This window comes from Cupriavidus sp. GW823-FHT07B10 (assembly GCF_058794355.1).
Genome location: NZ_JBXAGS010000023.1, coordinates 68,596 through 82,580, shown reverse-complemented (window position 1 = coordinate 82,580; position 13,985 = coordinate 68,596). Strand labels below are relative to the sequence as shown.

The 13,985-nt window shown below is 68.1% G+C and carries 13 protein-coding genes; 9 read left to right on the top strand and 4 right to left on the bottom strand.

The window, feature by feature from the left end:
- Position 1 precedes the first annotated feature (1 nt).
- From trpA to AC1Q6V_RS30960, 7 genes are all read left to right on the top strand, one after another.
- Positions 2-799, top strand: coding sequence for a tryptophan synthase subunit alpha (gene trpA, locus AC1Q6V_RS30990; RefSeq protein ID WP_010814636.1), 798 nt, complete (start codon positions 2-4; stop codon positions 797-799).
- 180 nt (positions 800-979) lie between these two features.
- Entirely contained in the window at positions 980-1,852 is an 873-nt protein-coding gene (gene accD / locus AC1Q6V_RS30985; RefSeq protein WP_010814637.1) for an acetyl-CoA carboxylase, carboxyltransferase subunit beta, read from the top strand.
- 156 nt (positions 1,853-2,008) lie between these two features.
- Positions 2,009-3,319 (top strand): bifunctional tetrahydrofolate synthase/dihydrofolate synthase, encoded by a 1,311-nt coding sequence (gene folC / locus AC1Q6V_RS30980; protein ID WP_010814638.1) that lies wholly within the window; start codon positions 2,009-2,011, stop codon positions 3,317-3,319.
- Positions 3,320-3,427: 108 nt separating this feature from the next.
- Positions 3,428-4,159 carry an SPOR domain-containing protein gene (locus tag AC1Q6V_RS30975; protein WP_010814639.1) on the top strand — a complete coding sequence of 244 codons (732 nt, stop codon included), beginning with the start codon at positions 3,428-3,430 and terminating at the stop codon, positions 4,157-4,159.
- A gap of 42 nt (positions 4,160-4,201) precedes the next feature.
- A complete protein-coding gene (locus tag AC1Q6V_RS30970; protein WP_010814640.1) occupies positions 4,202-4,699 on the top strand; it encodes a CvpA family protein in 498 nt (165 codons plus the stop codon).
- A gap of 104 nt (positions 4,700-4,803) precedes the next feature.
- Positions 4,804-6,333: an amidophosphoribosyltransferase gene (gene purF, locus AC1Q6V_RS30965; protein ID WP_010814641.1), complete on the top strand. Its 1,530-nt coding sequence runs from the start codon at positions 4,804-4,806 to the stop codon at positions 6,331-6,333.
- A 340-nt stretch (positions 6,334-6,673) separates the two neighbouring features.
- Positions 6,674-7,879, top strand: coding sequence for an O-succinylhomoserine sulfhydrylase (locus AC1Q6V_RS30960; protein ID WP_010814642.1), 1,206 nt, complete (start codon positions 6,674-6,676; stop codon positions 7,877-7,879).
- A gap of 4 nt (positions 7,880-7,883) precedes the next feature.
- Here the strand turns inward: AC1Q6V_RS30960 and AC1Q6V_RS30955 are convergent, their stop codons facing one another.
- A complete protein-coding gene (locus tag AC1Q6V_RS30955; RefSeq protein ID WP_010814643.1) occupies positions 7,884-8,138 on the bottom strand; it encodes a hypothetical protein in 255 nt (84 codons plus the stop codon).
- A 56-nt stretch (positions 8,139-8,194) separates the two neighbouring features.
- Here AC1Q6V_RS30955 and sugE point away from each other — a divergent pair, with 56 nt between their 5' ends.
- A complete protein-coding gene (sugE, locus tag AC1Q6V_RS30950) occupies positions 8,195-8,515 on the top strand; it encodes a quaternary ammonium compound efflux SMR transporter SugE (RefSeq protein ID WP_454750357.1) in 321 nt (106 codons plus the stop codon).
- A gap of 19 nt (positions 8,516-8,534) precedes the next feature.
- On the opposite strand, the gene AC1Q6V_RS30945 is transcribed toward sugE, so the two are convergent.
- The 3 genes from AC1Q6V_RS30945 to rpsU form a co-directional block, all read right to left on the bottom strand.
- The gene (locus AC1Q6V_RS30945; RefSeq protein WP_010814645.1) at positions 8,535-9,398 is read right to left on the bottom strand and encodes an ABC transporter permease; all 864 of its coding nucleotides are present in this window, start codon (positions 9,396-9,398) and stop codon (positions 8,535-8,537) included.
- A gap of 14 nt (positions 9,399-9,412) precedes the next feature.
- Positions 9,413-10,324: a nodulation factor ABC transporter ATP-binding protein NodI gene (gene nodI, locus AC1Q6V_RS30940; protein WP_026200447.1), complete on the bottom strand. Its 912-nt coding sequence runs from the start codon at positions 10,322-10,324 to the stop codon at positions 9,413-9,415.
- 202 nt (positions 10,325-10,526) lie between these two features.
- Positions 10,527-10,739, bottom strand: coding sequence for a 30S ribosomal protein S21 (gene rpsU, locus AC1Q6V_RS30935; RefSeq protein WP_010814647.1), 213 nt, complete (start codon positions 10,737-10,739; stop codon positions 10,527-10,529).
- 390 nt (positions 10,740-11,129) lie between these two features.
- Here rpsU and AC1Q6V_RS30930 point away from each other — a divergent pair, with 390 nt between their 5' ends.
- Positions 11,130-13,967, top strand: a complete 2,838-nt coding sequence (locus tag AC1Q6V_RS30930; RefSeq protein ID WP_454750356.1) for a DUF4118 domain-containing protein — start codon at positions 11,130-11,132, stop codon at positions 13,965-13,967.
- Positions 13,968-13,985: the final 18 nt, after the last annotated feature.

Sequence of the window (13,985 nt, the reverse complement as noted above, 5' to 3'; positions counted from 1 at the left end):
TATGTCCCGTATCCAGAAGACGTTCGCGGCGCTGGCCGCGCAGCAGAAGAAGGGCCTGATTCCGTTTATCACCGCCGGCGATCCCGAGCCCGGCCTGACCGTGGCGCTGATGCATGCGCTGGTGGCCGGCGGCGCTGACGTGATCGAGCTGGGCGTGCCGTTCTCCGACCCGATGGCCGACGGCCCGGTGATCCAGCGCGCCTCCGAGCGCGCGCTGGCGCAGGGCGTGTCGCTGACCCAGGTGCTGCAGTGGGTGCGCGAGTTCCGCCAGACCAATGCCGATACCCCGGTGGTGCTGATGGGCTACGCCAATCCGATCGAGTGCATGGGCGAGCAGGTCTTTGCCGCCGCCGCGCGCGAAGCCGGCGTCGACGGCGTGCTGGTGGTCGACTATCCGCCCGAGGAGTGCGAGTCGTTCGCCACGCTGATGCGCGACAACGGCATGGACCCGATCTTCCTGCTGGCGCCGACTTCGACCGATGCCCGCATCGAGGCCGTGGCGCGCGTGGCCAGCGGCTACCTGTACTACGTGTCGCTCAAGGGCGTGACCGGCTCGGCCGCGATCGACCTGGACAGCGTGGCGGCGCGCCTGCCGCTGATCAAGCAGCATGCCAACCTGCCGGTGGGCGTGGGCTTCGGCATCCGCGACGCGCAGACCGCGCGCGCGATCGGCAGCGTGGCCGATGCCGTGGTGATCGGCAGCCGCCTGGTGCAGCTGCTGGAGGACACCCCGCGCGAACAGGCGGTGGCGACGCTGCAGGCGTTTATCGCCGAGATCCGCCAGGCGCTGGATAGTTGAAGTGATCTAATGTCGGCCTGATGATCATTTTTAAGTGCTTCAATGTGCGCAAATCGCGCGTTGCGCTTCGAGGTCACCGGGCCGGCATGGTAAATTCGCGGGTTGATTCCCTGCCATCTGCCAACAGGCGTCCCGACACCGGGCTTGCCGGCGGACCGCAGTCATCCGAAAGGAGCTTTCATGAGCTGGTTGGATAAACTCCTGCCCCCCAAGATTCAACAGACCGACCCCAGCACCCGCAAGGGCATCCCTGAGGGATTGTGGGTCAAGTGCCCGTCGTGCGAGTCCACCCTGTACCGGACCGACGTCGAGGCCAACCTGCACGTCTGCCCCAAGTGCGACCACCATATGCGCATCAGCGCGCGGGCGCGCCTGGACGGGCTGCTGGACGCCGAAGGCCGCTATGAGATCGGCCAGGAGATCGTGCCGGTCGACGCCCTCAAGTTCAAGGATTCCAAGAAGTACCCGGACCGCATCAAGGCCGCCATGGATGACACCGGCGAGACCGATGCCATGGTGGTGATGGGCGGTGCCATCCACACCATCCCGGTGGTGGTCAGCTGCTTCGAGTTCGAGTTCATGGGCGGTTCGATGGGCTCGGTGGTGGGTGAGCGCTTCGTGCGCGGCGCGCAGGCTGCGCTGGAGCAGAAGGTGCCGTTCATCTGCTTTACCGCCACCGGCGGCGCGCGCATGCAGGAAAGCCTGCTTTCGCTGCTGCAGATGGCCAAGACCACCTCGATGCTGAACCAGCTGAGCGCGGCCAAGCTGCCGTTCATCAGCGTGCTGACCGACCCGACCATGGGCGGCGTGTCGGCCAGCTTCGCCTTCCTGGGCGACGTGGTGATCGCCGAGCCCAAGGCGCTGATCGGCTTTGCCGGCCCGCGCGTGATCGAGCAGACCGTGCGCGAGAAGCTGCCTGAAGGCTTCCAGCGCTCGGAGTTCCTGATCCAGAAGGGCGCCATCGACATGATTGTCGACCGCCGCAAGATGCGCGCGGAACTGGCGCAGCTGCTGGCGCTGCTGCAGAAGCAGCCGGCCGACGCGGTGGCATAACAACGTCTGCATGGCAGATCAAGGGCGCGGGTGGTTGACGCGCCTTTCGCTTTTCCTGGCCGCCCCGGTGGCTATGTCGGGCCGGGTGCAAGCCCGGCCTTGACTTTGCCGCTGGCTGGCCAAATCTGGTAGCAACAGCTTTTCCTCGCACCCCACATGCCTGTCTTCCATACGCTCCCCGAATGGCTTGCCCATCTCGAAACCGCCCATCCCGTGGGCATCGACATGGGCCTGGCGCGCATCACGCGCGTGAAGGAGGCCCTCGGGCTGCGCATCGACGCCGTGGTGTTCACGGTGGGCGGCACCAACGGCAAGGGCTCTACCTGCGCGATGCTCGAGCGCATCCTGCTGGAGGCCGGCTACAAGGTGGGCTGCCATACCTCGCCGCACCTGATCTCGTTCAACGAGCGCGCCCGCATCAATGGCGAGATCGCCACCGATGCGCAACTGCTGCCGCATTTCGAGGCGGTCGAGCGCGCGCGCAACAGCTTTGCCGACCCGGTCAGCCTGACCTACTTCGAGTTCACCACGCTGGCGATCATCCATGCCTTCGCCGCGGCCGGGCTGGACGCGATCATCCTGGAAGTGGGCCTGGGCGGGCGCCTGGACGCGGTCAACGTGATCGATACCGACTGCGCCATCGTCACCAGCGTCGATATCGACCATACCCAGTACCTGGGCCATACGCGCGAGGAGATCGGCTTCGAGAAGGCCGGCATCTTCCGCCCGGGCGTGCCCGCGATCTGTGGCGACCCGATGCCGCCCAAGTCGCTGGTGGCGCACGCCGAGGCCGTCGGCGCCGAGTTGTGGCTGGTGGGGCGCGACTACCATTTCCACGCCGCCAAGGGCCAGGAGCGCCAGCAATGGGACTGGAGCGGCGGCGGGCGCAAGCTTAACGGCCTGGGCTACCCGGCGCTGCGCGGCGCCAACCAGCTGCTCAACGCGGCGGCGGCGCTGGCCGCGCTGCAGGCCATGCGCCCGCGCCTGCCGGTCAGCGCACAGGAAGTGCGCAACGGCCTGGCTTTTGTCGAGCTGCCGGGCCGCTTCCAGGTGCTGCCAGGCCGCCCGGCCGTGATCCTGGACGTGGCGCACAATCCGCATGCGGCGGCCACGCTGGGGCAGAACCTGGAGAACATGGGGTTCTTCCGCTACACCTACGCGGTGTTCGGCGCGATGCAGGACAAGGACATCGCCGGGGTGCTGCAGCACGTGGCCGACAAGGTCGACCACTGGTGCCTGTGCGACCTGCCGACCGAGCGCGCCGCCAGGGCCGCGGACCTGCTCGCCAAGCTGGAGGCGGGCGGATTCCGCCCCGGCCCGGACGCCACCGCGGCCTGCTTCTCCAGCCCCGAGGCGGCATTCCGCGATGCCATCGAGCGAGCCACCGAGAATGATAGAATTCTGGTCTTCGGATCGTTCTATACCGTCGCCGGCGTGATGGCGTATCGTGCCACGCAGGCTAACTGAAGCAGGCGCCCCGGCGCCCGCTGACCTGGCAACCCCGGCGGCCTTGGCCGATCAATGAGCGGCAAACGCAACGAGCGGCCCCACAAGGCCGTATCACCGAACCAATCTATGGGCCTGCTTTCGCTGTTTTCTTCCCGCAAGGGCAACGACCCGGCACCCGAGCGTGCGCGGCGCCAGCGCACCGACACGGGTGCAGGCATCGCCTCGTCGCGCCGTCTGGCCGATGACTATGCCGACGATACGCTCGACCCCGAATTCCCGCAGAAGCAGCGCGCGCGCCGCCGCCTGATCGGCGCCGTGGTGCTGATGGTGGCCGCCGTGATCGTGCTGCCGATCGTGTTCGAGACCAAGCCGCGGCCGGTGTCCGATGACGTCTCGGTAAAGGTCGCAAACGGGGTCACGGGCGCGCAGGGGGCGCAGAAGCCCCGCGTCGAGCCGCGCAAGGCCGACCCGCTGCCGCCCACGCCGGCGGCGCGCAATGATGCCGAGGCGCTCGACGCCGGCGAGGAAATCGTCAGCGCGCCCAAGCCCGCGGCCGCCGCAGCCGCCGCAGCCGCTGCGGACAAGCCGGCGCAACGGGCTGAAGCCAAGCCCGAAGCCAAGCCGGGCAGCGGCAAGTACCTGATCCTGATCGGCGCCTTCTCTTCCGAAGAGCGCGCCAAGGGCTGGCTGGCCAAGCTCAAGGCGAGCAAGGTCCCGGCCTATGTCGAAAAGAAAATGCTGGCCGATGGCGAGCGCATCCTGCTGCGTGCCGGCCCCTTCAGTGACCGTGACGCCGCCGACGCCGCCGACAAGCGTGTGCGCGCGGTGGGGCTGACCTCGAAGGTCGTGGAACAGTAAGGGGCAAGCACGGCTGGCGCCTGTGCCCGGCCGCAAGCAATGATGCAGCCGACTTTCTTCGACTATGCCGTGGTCTTCATCCTGCTGGCCTCGGGCGTGCTCGGCGTGCTGCGCGGCCTGGTGCGCGAGGTGCTCTCGCTGATCGGCTGGGTGGTGGCGTTCTGGGTGGCGTTCCGCTATGGCGCGGTGGCCGCGGGCTGGATGCCTGAATCGATGCCTGGCGGCGAGCTGGCGCGCCATGCGCTGGGTTTCGTGGTGCTGCTGATCGGCACCGTGCTGGGCGCCTCGCTGGCCGGCATGGTGGTCGGGCAGCTGCTGGAGAGCACCGGGCTCAAGCCCGCCGACCGCGGGCTGGGACTGATGTTCGGCCTGCTGCGCGGCGTGCTGCTGGTGATGGTGATGGTCACGCTGGCCAGCCTGACCAAATTGCCGGAAGAACCGTTCTGGCGCGACGCGGTAAGCCGCCCTTATGTGATGCAGGCCATGGAATCGGTGAAGCCATGGCTGCCGCCGGAGCTGGCGAAGTACGTCAAGACATGAAGCCGGGCATGGTGCCCGGTCGGTAGTACGCAGGCCTTTGGGTCCGGGGGATTTCCGGACCAGGCTGCGCCCCCTGATTCAAAGCCTTTCCTGGGAGCTTGGCAATGTGCGGTATCGTCGGTGTGGTTTCAGCCACGCCTGTCAACCAATTGATTTACGACAGCCTGCTGTTGTTGCAACATCGCGGACAGGATGCTGCCGGCATCGCCACCGCCAACGGCAGTACTTTCCACATGCACAAGGCCAACGGCCTGGTGCGCGATGTCTTCCGCACCCGCAATATGCGCAGCCTGCCCGGCGCCGCCGGTATCGGCCAGGTGCGCTATCCGACCGCTGGCTCGGCATCCAGCGAGGAAGAAGCGCAGCCGTTCTACGTGAACGCGCCCTATGGCGTGATCCTGGCGCATAACGGCAACCTGACCAACTGGGAGCAGCTGCGCGAGGAGATGTTCCGCCGCGACCGCCGCCACATCAACACGCATTCGGACACCGAAGTGCTGCTGAACGTGCTGGCCGACGAGCTGCAGCGCGCCAGCAACGGCATGGCGCTGGACCCGGACACCATCTTCACGGCGGTCAGCGGCCTGCACCGCCGCGTACGCGGCTCGTATGCCATTGCCGCGCAGATCGCCGGCTACGGCATGCTGGCGGTGCGCGACCCGTTCGGCATCCGCCCGCTGTGCCTGGGCAGCGTCGAGACCCCCACCGGCAAGGAATGGATGGTGGCATCCGAGTCCGTGGCGCTGGAAGGCATCGGCTACAAGCTCGAGCGCGACGTGGCGCCGGGCGAGGCCATCTTCATCGACCTGGACGGCAAGCTCTACAGCAAGCAGTGCGCCGAGAACGCGGTGCTGACGCCGTGCATTTTCGAGTACGTCTACCTGGCCCGCCCGGATTCGTGCATCGACGGCGTGCCGGTCTATGACGCGCGCCTGCGCATGGGCGACTACCTGGCCGAGAAGATCCGCCAGGAAGTGTCAGCCGGCGATGTCGACGTGGTCATGCCGATTCCCGATTCCAGCCGTCCGGCCGCGATGCAGGTGGCCAACCGCCTGGGCGTGAACTACCGCGAAGGCTTCTTCAAGAACCGCTACGTCGGCCGCACCTTCATCATGCCCGGCCAGGCGGTGCGCAAGAAGTCGGTGCGCCAGAAGCTCAATGCCATGGGCGTGGAGTTCAAGGGCAAGAACGTGCTGATCGTCGATGACTCGATCGTGCGCGGCACCACCTCGTTCGAGATCGTGCAGATGGCGCGCGATGCCGGCGCCAACAAGGTGATCTTCGCCTCGGCCGCGCCGCCGGTGAAGTACCCCAACGTGTACGGCATCGACATGCCGACCCGCAGCGAGCTGGTGGCCCATAACCGCACCCACGAAGAGATTGCGAAGATCATCGGCGCGGACAAGCTGGTGTACCAGGACGTGGAAGCGATGAAGCAGGCCGTGCGCGACATCAACCCGGCGCTGAAGGACTTCGATGCTTCGTGCTTCGATGGCCGCTACATCACCGGCGATATCGACGAGGCCTACCTGAACCGCCTGGAAACGGCGCGCAGCCAGGCCGACCGCGACGGCACCAATGGCGACACCGAGCGCTCGCAACTGCACCTGCAGCGCTCCGGCGGCAACGAGTAAGCCGTGCCGCCGCTGTCCGCGCGTTGACGAATGCGGAGCCCGGCCGTAACATGGCCGGGCGTCGATTTGATAGTCAGCTTGCGGACGCGGGTCCAGCCCGAAACAGCTAAAGAGATGGCGGTCAGCAACGATTCCCGATGCGCAGTGCCTTCGCGGCGCAGCGATTTCCGGAAGCCGGCCGCCACAGCCTGAAGCCGAAGGCCATTCGCAGAACAGCAAGCCCGTCGATCCGACCACCCGATCGCACGGGCTTTTTTCATGGCCGCGCGCCGGTCCACCTGGCCGGCGCCGGCTCGTCGAAACCATCGCATTCGCGCGGGTACGACCGCGCTCCACCAGCATGAACGAACCGCTCAACCCCGAATCGCTCGGCATCGACACCCTCGGCGTGCGCGCCGGCACGCTGCGCAGCGAATTCATGGAGCACTCCGAAGCCATTTACCTGACCTCGAGCTTCTGCTTCAACAGCGCCGCCGAGGCCGCCGAACGCTTCGCCAACTCGGAAGAGGGCTTCACCTACTCGCGCTTCACCAACCCGACCGTGTCGATGTTCCAGTCGCGCCTGGCCGCGCTGGAAGGGGCGCAGGCCTGCATGGCGACCGCCTCGGGCATGAGCGCGATCCTGTCGGTGGTGCTGTCGTCGATGCAGGCGGGCGACCACCTGGTCAGCTCGCGCGCGATCTTCGGCTCGACCATGACGCTGTTCGGCAATATCTTCTCGAAGTTCGGCGTCGAGACCACCTTCGTCGACCCGAGCGACCTGAACGCATGGCGCGCCGCGGTGCGCCCGAACACCAAGCTGCTCTTCCTGGAAACGCCGTCGAACCCGCTGACCGAAGTGGCCGATATCGCCGCCGTGGCCGACATCGCCCACGACGCCGGCGCGCTGCTGGTGGTCGACAACTGCTTCTGTTCGCCGGCGCTGCAGCAGCCGATGAAGTTCGGCGCCGACATCGTGGTGCATTCGGCCACCAAGCATATCGACGGCCAGGGCCGCGTGCTGGGCGGCGCGGTGCTGGGCTCGCACGACTTCATCATGGGCAAGGTGTTCCCGTTCGTTCGCACCGCGGGCCCGACGCTGTCGGCGTTCAACGCCTGGGTGCTGCTCAAGGGCATGGAGACGCTGGCGATCCGCATGGAACGCCATTCGGCCAGCGCGCTGGCGCTGGCGCAGTTCCTGGAATCGCATCCGGCGGTGGCGCGCGTGTTCCACCCGGCGCTGAAGTCGCACCCGCAGCACGAGATCGCCATGCGCCAGCAAAGCGGCGGCGGCGCGATCGTGTCGTTCGAGCTGAAGGGCGCCACGCCCGAGCAGCAGCGGGCCAATGCCTGGCGCGTGATCGACAACACCCGGCTGTGCTCGATCACCGGCAACCTGGGCGACACCCGCACCACCATCACGCACCCGTACACCACCACGCACGCGCGCGTGAGCCCCGAGGCCAAGGCGGCCGCGGGCGTCGGCGAAGGGCTGATCCGGCTGGCGGTGGGGCTGGAGTCGGTCGATGACCTGAAGGCCGACCTGCTGCGCGGCCTGGGCGACTGAGGGCTTACTGCGCCGGCTGTGGCGGCTGTGCAGGTTGTGGCGACGGGGGCGGCGCGGGTTCGTCGCTGCCGGCCACGGCCTTCACGCCTGCGGCCGTGACGTCGTAGGTGGTGCTGACCGCGGTTGTCGCCACGCTGACGGCGGCCGATCCGACGGTAGCCACCGTCGACACCGCGGCACTACCCACGGCCATCACCATGCACCCGGCCAGTGACGCCGTGGCGCATGCGGCCGCCAGCGCCAGGACAGTGCGCTGCAAGGTGGCGGAATCTCCGCTATCGTTGCGCACGTTGCGACGCAATCCGAGAAATCGATATGGCATGGACACTGCTGGCCCTGGCAGGGCTGTTCGAGGTGGTGTGGGCGATCGGGCTGAAGTACACCGAAGGTTTTACGCGGCTGGTGCCCAGCGTTATCACGCTGATCGGCATGGCCATCAGCGTGCGGCTGCTGGCGCTGGCGCTGCGGCATATCCCGGTCGGGACCGGCTATGCTGTCTGGACCGGGATTGGCGCGGTCGGCACCGCGATCCTCGGCATCATACTCTTCAATGAGCCCGCCCCTGCGGCGCGGCTGGCCTGCATCGGCCTGATCGTGTGCGGGATTGCCGGGCTCAAGCTCGTGGGCAGCGCCTGAGGCCCGGCATGCGGCAGTCTTAGCGCAGCAGCCGGCGGCGCAGCAGCATCAGGCACACTACCAGCGCCACCATTGCATAGGCGCCCAGTACCGCCAGGTGCAGGCCGACATCCTCCGACGGACGGCCCAGCATCAGCGGCCGGATCAGCGCCACCGCATGCGCCAGCGGCAGTACCTTGGTGGCTGCCTGCACGCCCTCGGGCAACTGTTCCAGCGGGAAGAACACGCCCGACAGCAGCAGCATCGGCGTCATCACCAGGGTCTGGTAGAACATGAAGAAGTCGTAGCTGGGCGCCAGCGCGGTGACAGTCATCGCCAGCGCGGCAAAGGCAATGCCGGCCAGCACGATCACCGGCAGCGCCAGCAGCGCGCCGGGCATCTGCGCATAGCCGAGCGCGCCCGCCACCAGCATGATGGCCAGCCCGGACAGCACCGCCTTGCTGGCCGCCCAGGCGATCTCGCCCAGCACCACGTCGCCCAGCGTCAGCGGGGCATGCATGATCGCCTCCCAGGTGCGCTGCACGTGCATGCGCGAGAACGCCGAATACATCGACTCGAAGCTGGCCGACATCATCACGCTGGACGCGGTGGTGCCGGCGGCCAGGAAGGCGATATACGACACCCCGTTGACCTGGCCCACCATCAGCCCCAGCCCGAGGCCGAGGCCGAACAGGTAAATCATCGGGTCGGCGAGGTTGCCGATCATCGACGGGATGGCCAGCTTCTTCCACACCATGTAGTTGCGGTACCAGACCATCATCCAGTTGCGCAGGTTGCGCGGCAGCAGCGGCTGCGGATAGCGCTGGCGCGGCGTCGCGGCGGCGTGGCCGCCAGCGGCCGCGGGGGCAGTGGTGGTATCCGCGCGGGGATCCTGTTCGCTCATGTCAGTCCCTCGGTTCAGTCCCGCATCTCGCGGCCGGTCAGCTTGAGGAACACGTCCTCCAGGTTGGCCGGGCGGTGCAGGTAGCGCACGCCGTTCCTGCCGTGCAGCGCCGCCAGCAGCGGGGCGGGCTCGCGCACATAGCAGAACAGCGTCTCGCCGCTCATTTCAGTACGTTGCGCCAGCGGCGTCAGGCTGCCGCGCAGCGTGTCCAGTTCATCGCCATAGACCTCGACCACGTCGCAGCCGATCTGGCTGTCGATCAGCTCGTGCGGCTTGCCTTCGGCAATCTTGCGGCCGCCGTCGATCACGCACAGGTAGTTGCACAGCCGTTCGGCCTCTTCCATGAAGTGCGTGGTCAGCAGGATGGTCTTGCCGCTGGCCATCAGCGACTTCAGGCGCTCCCAGATCAGGTGGCGCGCCTGCGGGTCCAGGCCGGTGGTGGGCTCGTCCATCACCAGCAGGTCAGGGTCGTTGATCAGCGCGCGTGCCACCGTCAGGCGCCGGCGCATGCCGCCGGAGAGGTCGCGCACCTGCGCATCGGCGCGGTTTTCCAGCCGGGCGAATTCCAGCAGCATCGGCACGCGCCGCTCGATCTCGGCCGACGACAGCCCGAAGTAGCGCCCGAAGATGCGCAGGTTCTCGATCACCGAGAAATCCGGGTCGAGGTTGTCGAACTGCGGCACCACGCCCACGCGCATGCGCGCCTGCGGCGCGCGCTCGGGGATGGGCTCGCCGCACAGCGTGAGCGTGCCGGCCATGGGCGTGGTCAGGCCCAGCAGCAGGCGCAGCGTGGTGGTCTTGCCGGCGCCGTTGGGTCCCAGCAGGCCGAAGCACTGGCCGCGAAATACCTGGAGATCGAGGTCGTCGACCACGACCGTGTCGCCGTATTGCTTGCGCACCTTGCGCAACTCTAGGATGGCAGTCAAGGCAGGGTCCGGTGTGGCGCCGCACGGGCGCAATATCCGCCATTATGCCGGTCATCGGCGCAATGCTCAGGTGGCGCAGTGCAGCAAAAGCCGCGGCGGCAAGGCGCAGCGGGGGCCGGCCTGGGCGCGAGGCATAAAAAAACCGCCAGCGAACTGGCGGTTTTTTTATGCCCGGCGGTGCCAGGCGGCGAAGCGTACCGGATCAGTACATCTTCTTCGGCAGCATCTGCATGCGCAGGCGCTTGCGCAGACGTGCTTCGGCGGCCTTCTTCTTGCGCTTGCGCTCGGTCGTCGGCTTCTCGTAAGCGGTGCGGCTCTTGAGTTCAACGATCAGGCCAGTCTGCAGAATGGCGCGACGGAAGCGCCGCATTGCAACTTCAACGGGCTCACCGGGTTTCAAGACGATCTTAGTCAATTCAGTCCTTTAGGGGATTGCCGCAAGGAGCGGCTGGTTCACACGGGGGGAAACTGCGGTCGCCGGAGCGACTGGTATTGCACGCCGGGCTAATGCCCTGGTGCGCCCCCGCGAACCTGAAAGATGTGGACGTTTCAGTCCGTGCAACCAGTGTCAGGGGTGATAGCGCCAGATCCTATACAACTGGAGCCTGACAGTACCGGTTTCCATGAATGCTATACGCCCGTAACTATGGCATGTATACGACTGCGCTGTCAAGAATGTAGTGCAATGCGCGCGCGGGCGTAGCGATCGGAAATCGCCGCTAGTCTACCTTGGCGCACTTTACGCCGACGCCTGCGTGGCACAATCTGGCTGCGCTCCCGCCGCTCCGAGGCAAGCGCGACCACCATGCCTGAGCCGCGCCAACCCGACGATCCCCGCCCCGACCCCGACCACCTGCTGCAGCGCATGCAGGCCGCCGGCGAACGCGCCGCGCGCGGGTGCCTGCGCATCTATTTCGGCGCTTCGGCCGGCGTCGGCAAGACCTTCGCCATGCTGGCCGCGGCGCGCGCGCAGCGCGAGCAGGGCGGCGACGTGGTGGTGGGCGTGGTCGAAACCCATGGCCGCGCCGAAACCGAGGCGCTGGCCGAAGGCATCGAGCGCGTGCCATTGCGCCGCGTCGACTACCGCGGCCGCACGCTGCAGGAATTCGATCTCGATGCGGCCCTGGCACGCCGGCCTGCGCTGATCCTGGTGGATGAGCTGGCGCACAGCAACGCGCCCGGCAGCCGCCACCCCAAGCGCTGGCAGGACATCGCCGAACTGCTGTCGGCCGGCATCGATGTCTGGACCACGGTCAACGTCCAGCACCTGGACAGCCTGAACCAGGCGGTGGCCGGCATCACCGGCATCCGCGTGCGCGAGACCGTGCCCGACGCGGTCTTCGACGATGCCGGCGAGGTGGTGCTGGTCGACCTGCCCGCCGACGAGCTGCTGCGCCGCCTGCGCGAAGGGCGCGTGTACGTGCCCGAGCAGGCCCGCCATGCCGTGCAGCATTTCTTCCGCAAGGGCAACCTGATTGCGCTGCGCGAGCTGGCGCTGCGCCGCACTGCCGACCGCGTCGACGACGACGTGCGCGCCTACCGGCAGGAAGCCTCGATCGAGCCGGTCTGGCGCACGCGTGAAGCGGTGCTGGCCTGTGTCGGCCACGGCAGCGATGCTGCGCAGGTGGTGCGCAGCGCGCGCCGGCTGGCCGGGCAGCTCGATTGCGGCTGCCATGTGGTGACGGTGTCGGTGCCGCGCCTGGCACCCGTGCCCGACGCCCAGCGCGAGCAGCTCGACCAGGCCATGCGGCTGGCCGAGGCGCTGGGCGCGCGTACCGAAACGCTGGCCGGCAGCGACATGGTGGCGGCGGTGGCCGGCTATGTGCGGCGGCACAATCTGACCAAGGTCTTGATCGGCCGCACGCCGGCGCGCTGGGCCGATGGCGGGGCTTCATTGTCCGGCCGCATGCACGCGCTGCTGGCGCCATGGCTGGGCGCGCGCGCGTGGCTGTTCGGGCGCACCAGTTTTGCCGATGCGCTGGCTGCGGCGTGTCCCGAGATCGACGTGATCCGCGTGGCGGACGACAGCGTCCGGCAGGACACCCCCGGTGATGCGCCCCTGCTGCCCGGCACCGAGCCGCCGCAGGCAGAAGCCCCGCCTGCGCAGTGGCCGGGCCTGCTGTGGGCGGTGGCCTGGTGCGCCGGCGCCACCGTGCTGTCGGCGCTGGCGCGGCCTTGGTTCGACCTGGTCAATATCGCCATGCTGTTCCTGCTGGCGGTGGCCGGCGTGGCGCTGCGCCACGGACGCGCGGCAGGGGCGTTCGCCGCGCTGGTGGCGGTGGGGGCGTTTGATTTCTTCTTCGTGCCGCCGCAGCTGTCGTTTGCGGTCAGCGACGTGCAGTACCTGGTGACTTTCCTGGTGATGCTGGCAGTCGGTCTGGTGATTGGCCAGCTGACGGCCGGCCTGCGCGAGCAGGCCAAGGTTTCGGTGCAGCGCGAGACCGATGCGCGCACGCTGTACGAGCTGGCGCGCGAGCTGTCGGCGGCGCTGACCGACGCGCAGATCGTCGGTATCGGCAGCCGCTTCCTGCGCGCGGCGTTCGATGCGCGTGCCGCGTTTTTCCTGGTCGGCGCGGACGGCCGGCTGCTGCCCGCGGCCACGGCTCCCGAGGCCGGCGGCGCGGCACAGAGCGATGCCGTCGACCACGTGCTGGCGCAATGGGTCTTCAACCACGGCCAGCCGGCCGGCACCGGCACCGACACGCTGCCTTCCGGCACGGTGCTGTACCTGCCGCTGAAGGCGCCGATGCAGGTGCGCGGCGTGCTGGCAGTGGAGCCGCGCACCTGGCGCGCATTTGCTCAGCCCGCGCTGCGGCGCCAGGTCGATGTCTTTGCCACGCTGATCGCGATTGCGATCGAGCGGCTGCACTATGTCGAGGTGGCGCAGCAGGCGCTGCTGGCGATGGAGTCCGAGCGCCTGCGCAGCTCGCTGCTGGCGGCGGTGTCTCACGACCTGCGCACGCCGCTGACCAGCCTGATCGGCATGGCCGAGACCCTGCAGCGCGGCACGACGCCGCTGGCGCCGGAGGTGGCCGAGACCGTCGGCGCCATGCGCGACCAGGCGCGCCGCATGCACGCGATGGTGGCCAACCTGCTCGACATGGCGCGGCTGCAAAGCCGCAGTGTGGCGCTGCGCAAGGAATGGCAGTCGTTCGAAGAACTGGCCGGCGCGGCGCTGGCGTCGCTGCGCGATGCGCTGGCGCGGCACCGCGTGGTGGTGGCCGACCTGTCGGCACTGCCGCTGGTGGAATGCGATGGCGTGCTGATGGAGCGCGTGCTGTGCAACCTGCTGGAGAATGCGGCCAAGTACACCGCGCCGGGTACCGAGATCCGCGTGCGCGGCGAGCTCTCCGACGACGCCGTGCACCTCGTCGTCGAGGACGACGGCCCCGGCGTGCCGGCGGCGATGGCGCGGCAGGTGTTCGAGAAATTCACCCGCGGCGAGCGCGAGTCTGCCACCACCGGGGTGGGCCTGGGGCTGGCCGTGTGCGAGGCCATCGTGCAGGCGCACGGCGGCAGCATCCGCGTCGAGCCGGTGCATGCTCGGGCGCAGGGCGAAGGCACCGGCGCGCGCTTCGTGGTCACGCTGCCGCGCGGCAACCCTCCAGTGCTGGAACCGGAAGCGGCCGGCTTGCCGGCCTGAACCCGACAACCTTTCAAG

Coding starts and splice junctions, on each gene's coding strand:
- purF (WP_010814641.1), top strand. CDS start 4,804: ATGTGCGGTATCGTCGGTGTGGTTTCAGCCACGCCTGTCAACCAATTG.
- AC1Q6V_RS30930 (WP_454750356.1), top strand. CDS start 11,130: ATGCCTGAGCCGCGCCAACCCGACGATCCCCGCCCCGACCCCGACCAC.
- accD (WP_010814637.1), top strand. CDS start 980: ATGAGCTGGTTGGATAAACTCCTGCCCCCCAAGATTCAACAGACCGAC.
- trpA (WP_010814636.1), top strand. CDS start 2: ATGTCCCGTATCCAGAAGACGTTCGCGGCGCTGGCCGCGCAGCAGAAG.
- AC1Q6V_RS30960 (WP_010814642.1), top strand. CDS start 6,674: ATGAACGAACCGCTCAACCCCGAATCGCTCGGCATCGACACCCTCGGC.
- AC1Q6V_RS30975 (WP_010814639.1), top strand. CDS start 3,428: ATGGGCCTGCTTTCGCTGTTTTCTTCCCGCAAGGGCAACGACCCGGCA.
- AC1Q6V_RS30970 (WP_010814640.1), top strand. CDS start 4,202: ATGCAGCCGACTTTCTTCGACTATGCCGTGGTCTTCATCCTGCTGGCC.
- AC1Q6V_RS30945 (WP_010814645.1), bottom strand. CDS start 9,398: ATGAGCGAACAGGATCCCCGCGCGGATACCACCACTGCCCCCGCGGCC.
- sugE (WP_454750357.1), top strand. CDS start 8,195: ATGGCATGGACACTGCTGGCCCTGGCAGGGCTGTTCGAGGTGGTGTGG.
- folC (WP_010814638.1), top strand. CDS start 2,009: ATGCCTGTCTTCCATACGCTCCCCGAATGGCTTGCCCATCTCGAAACC.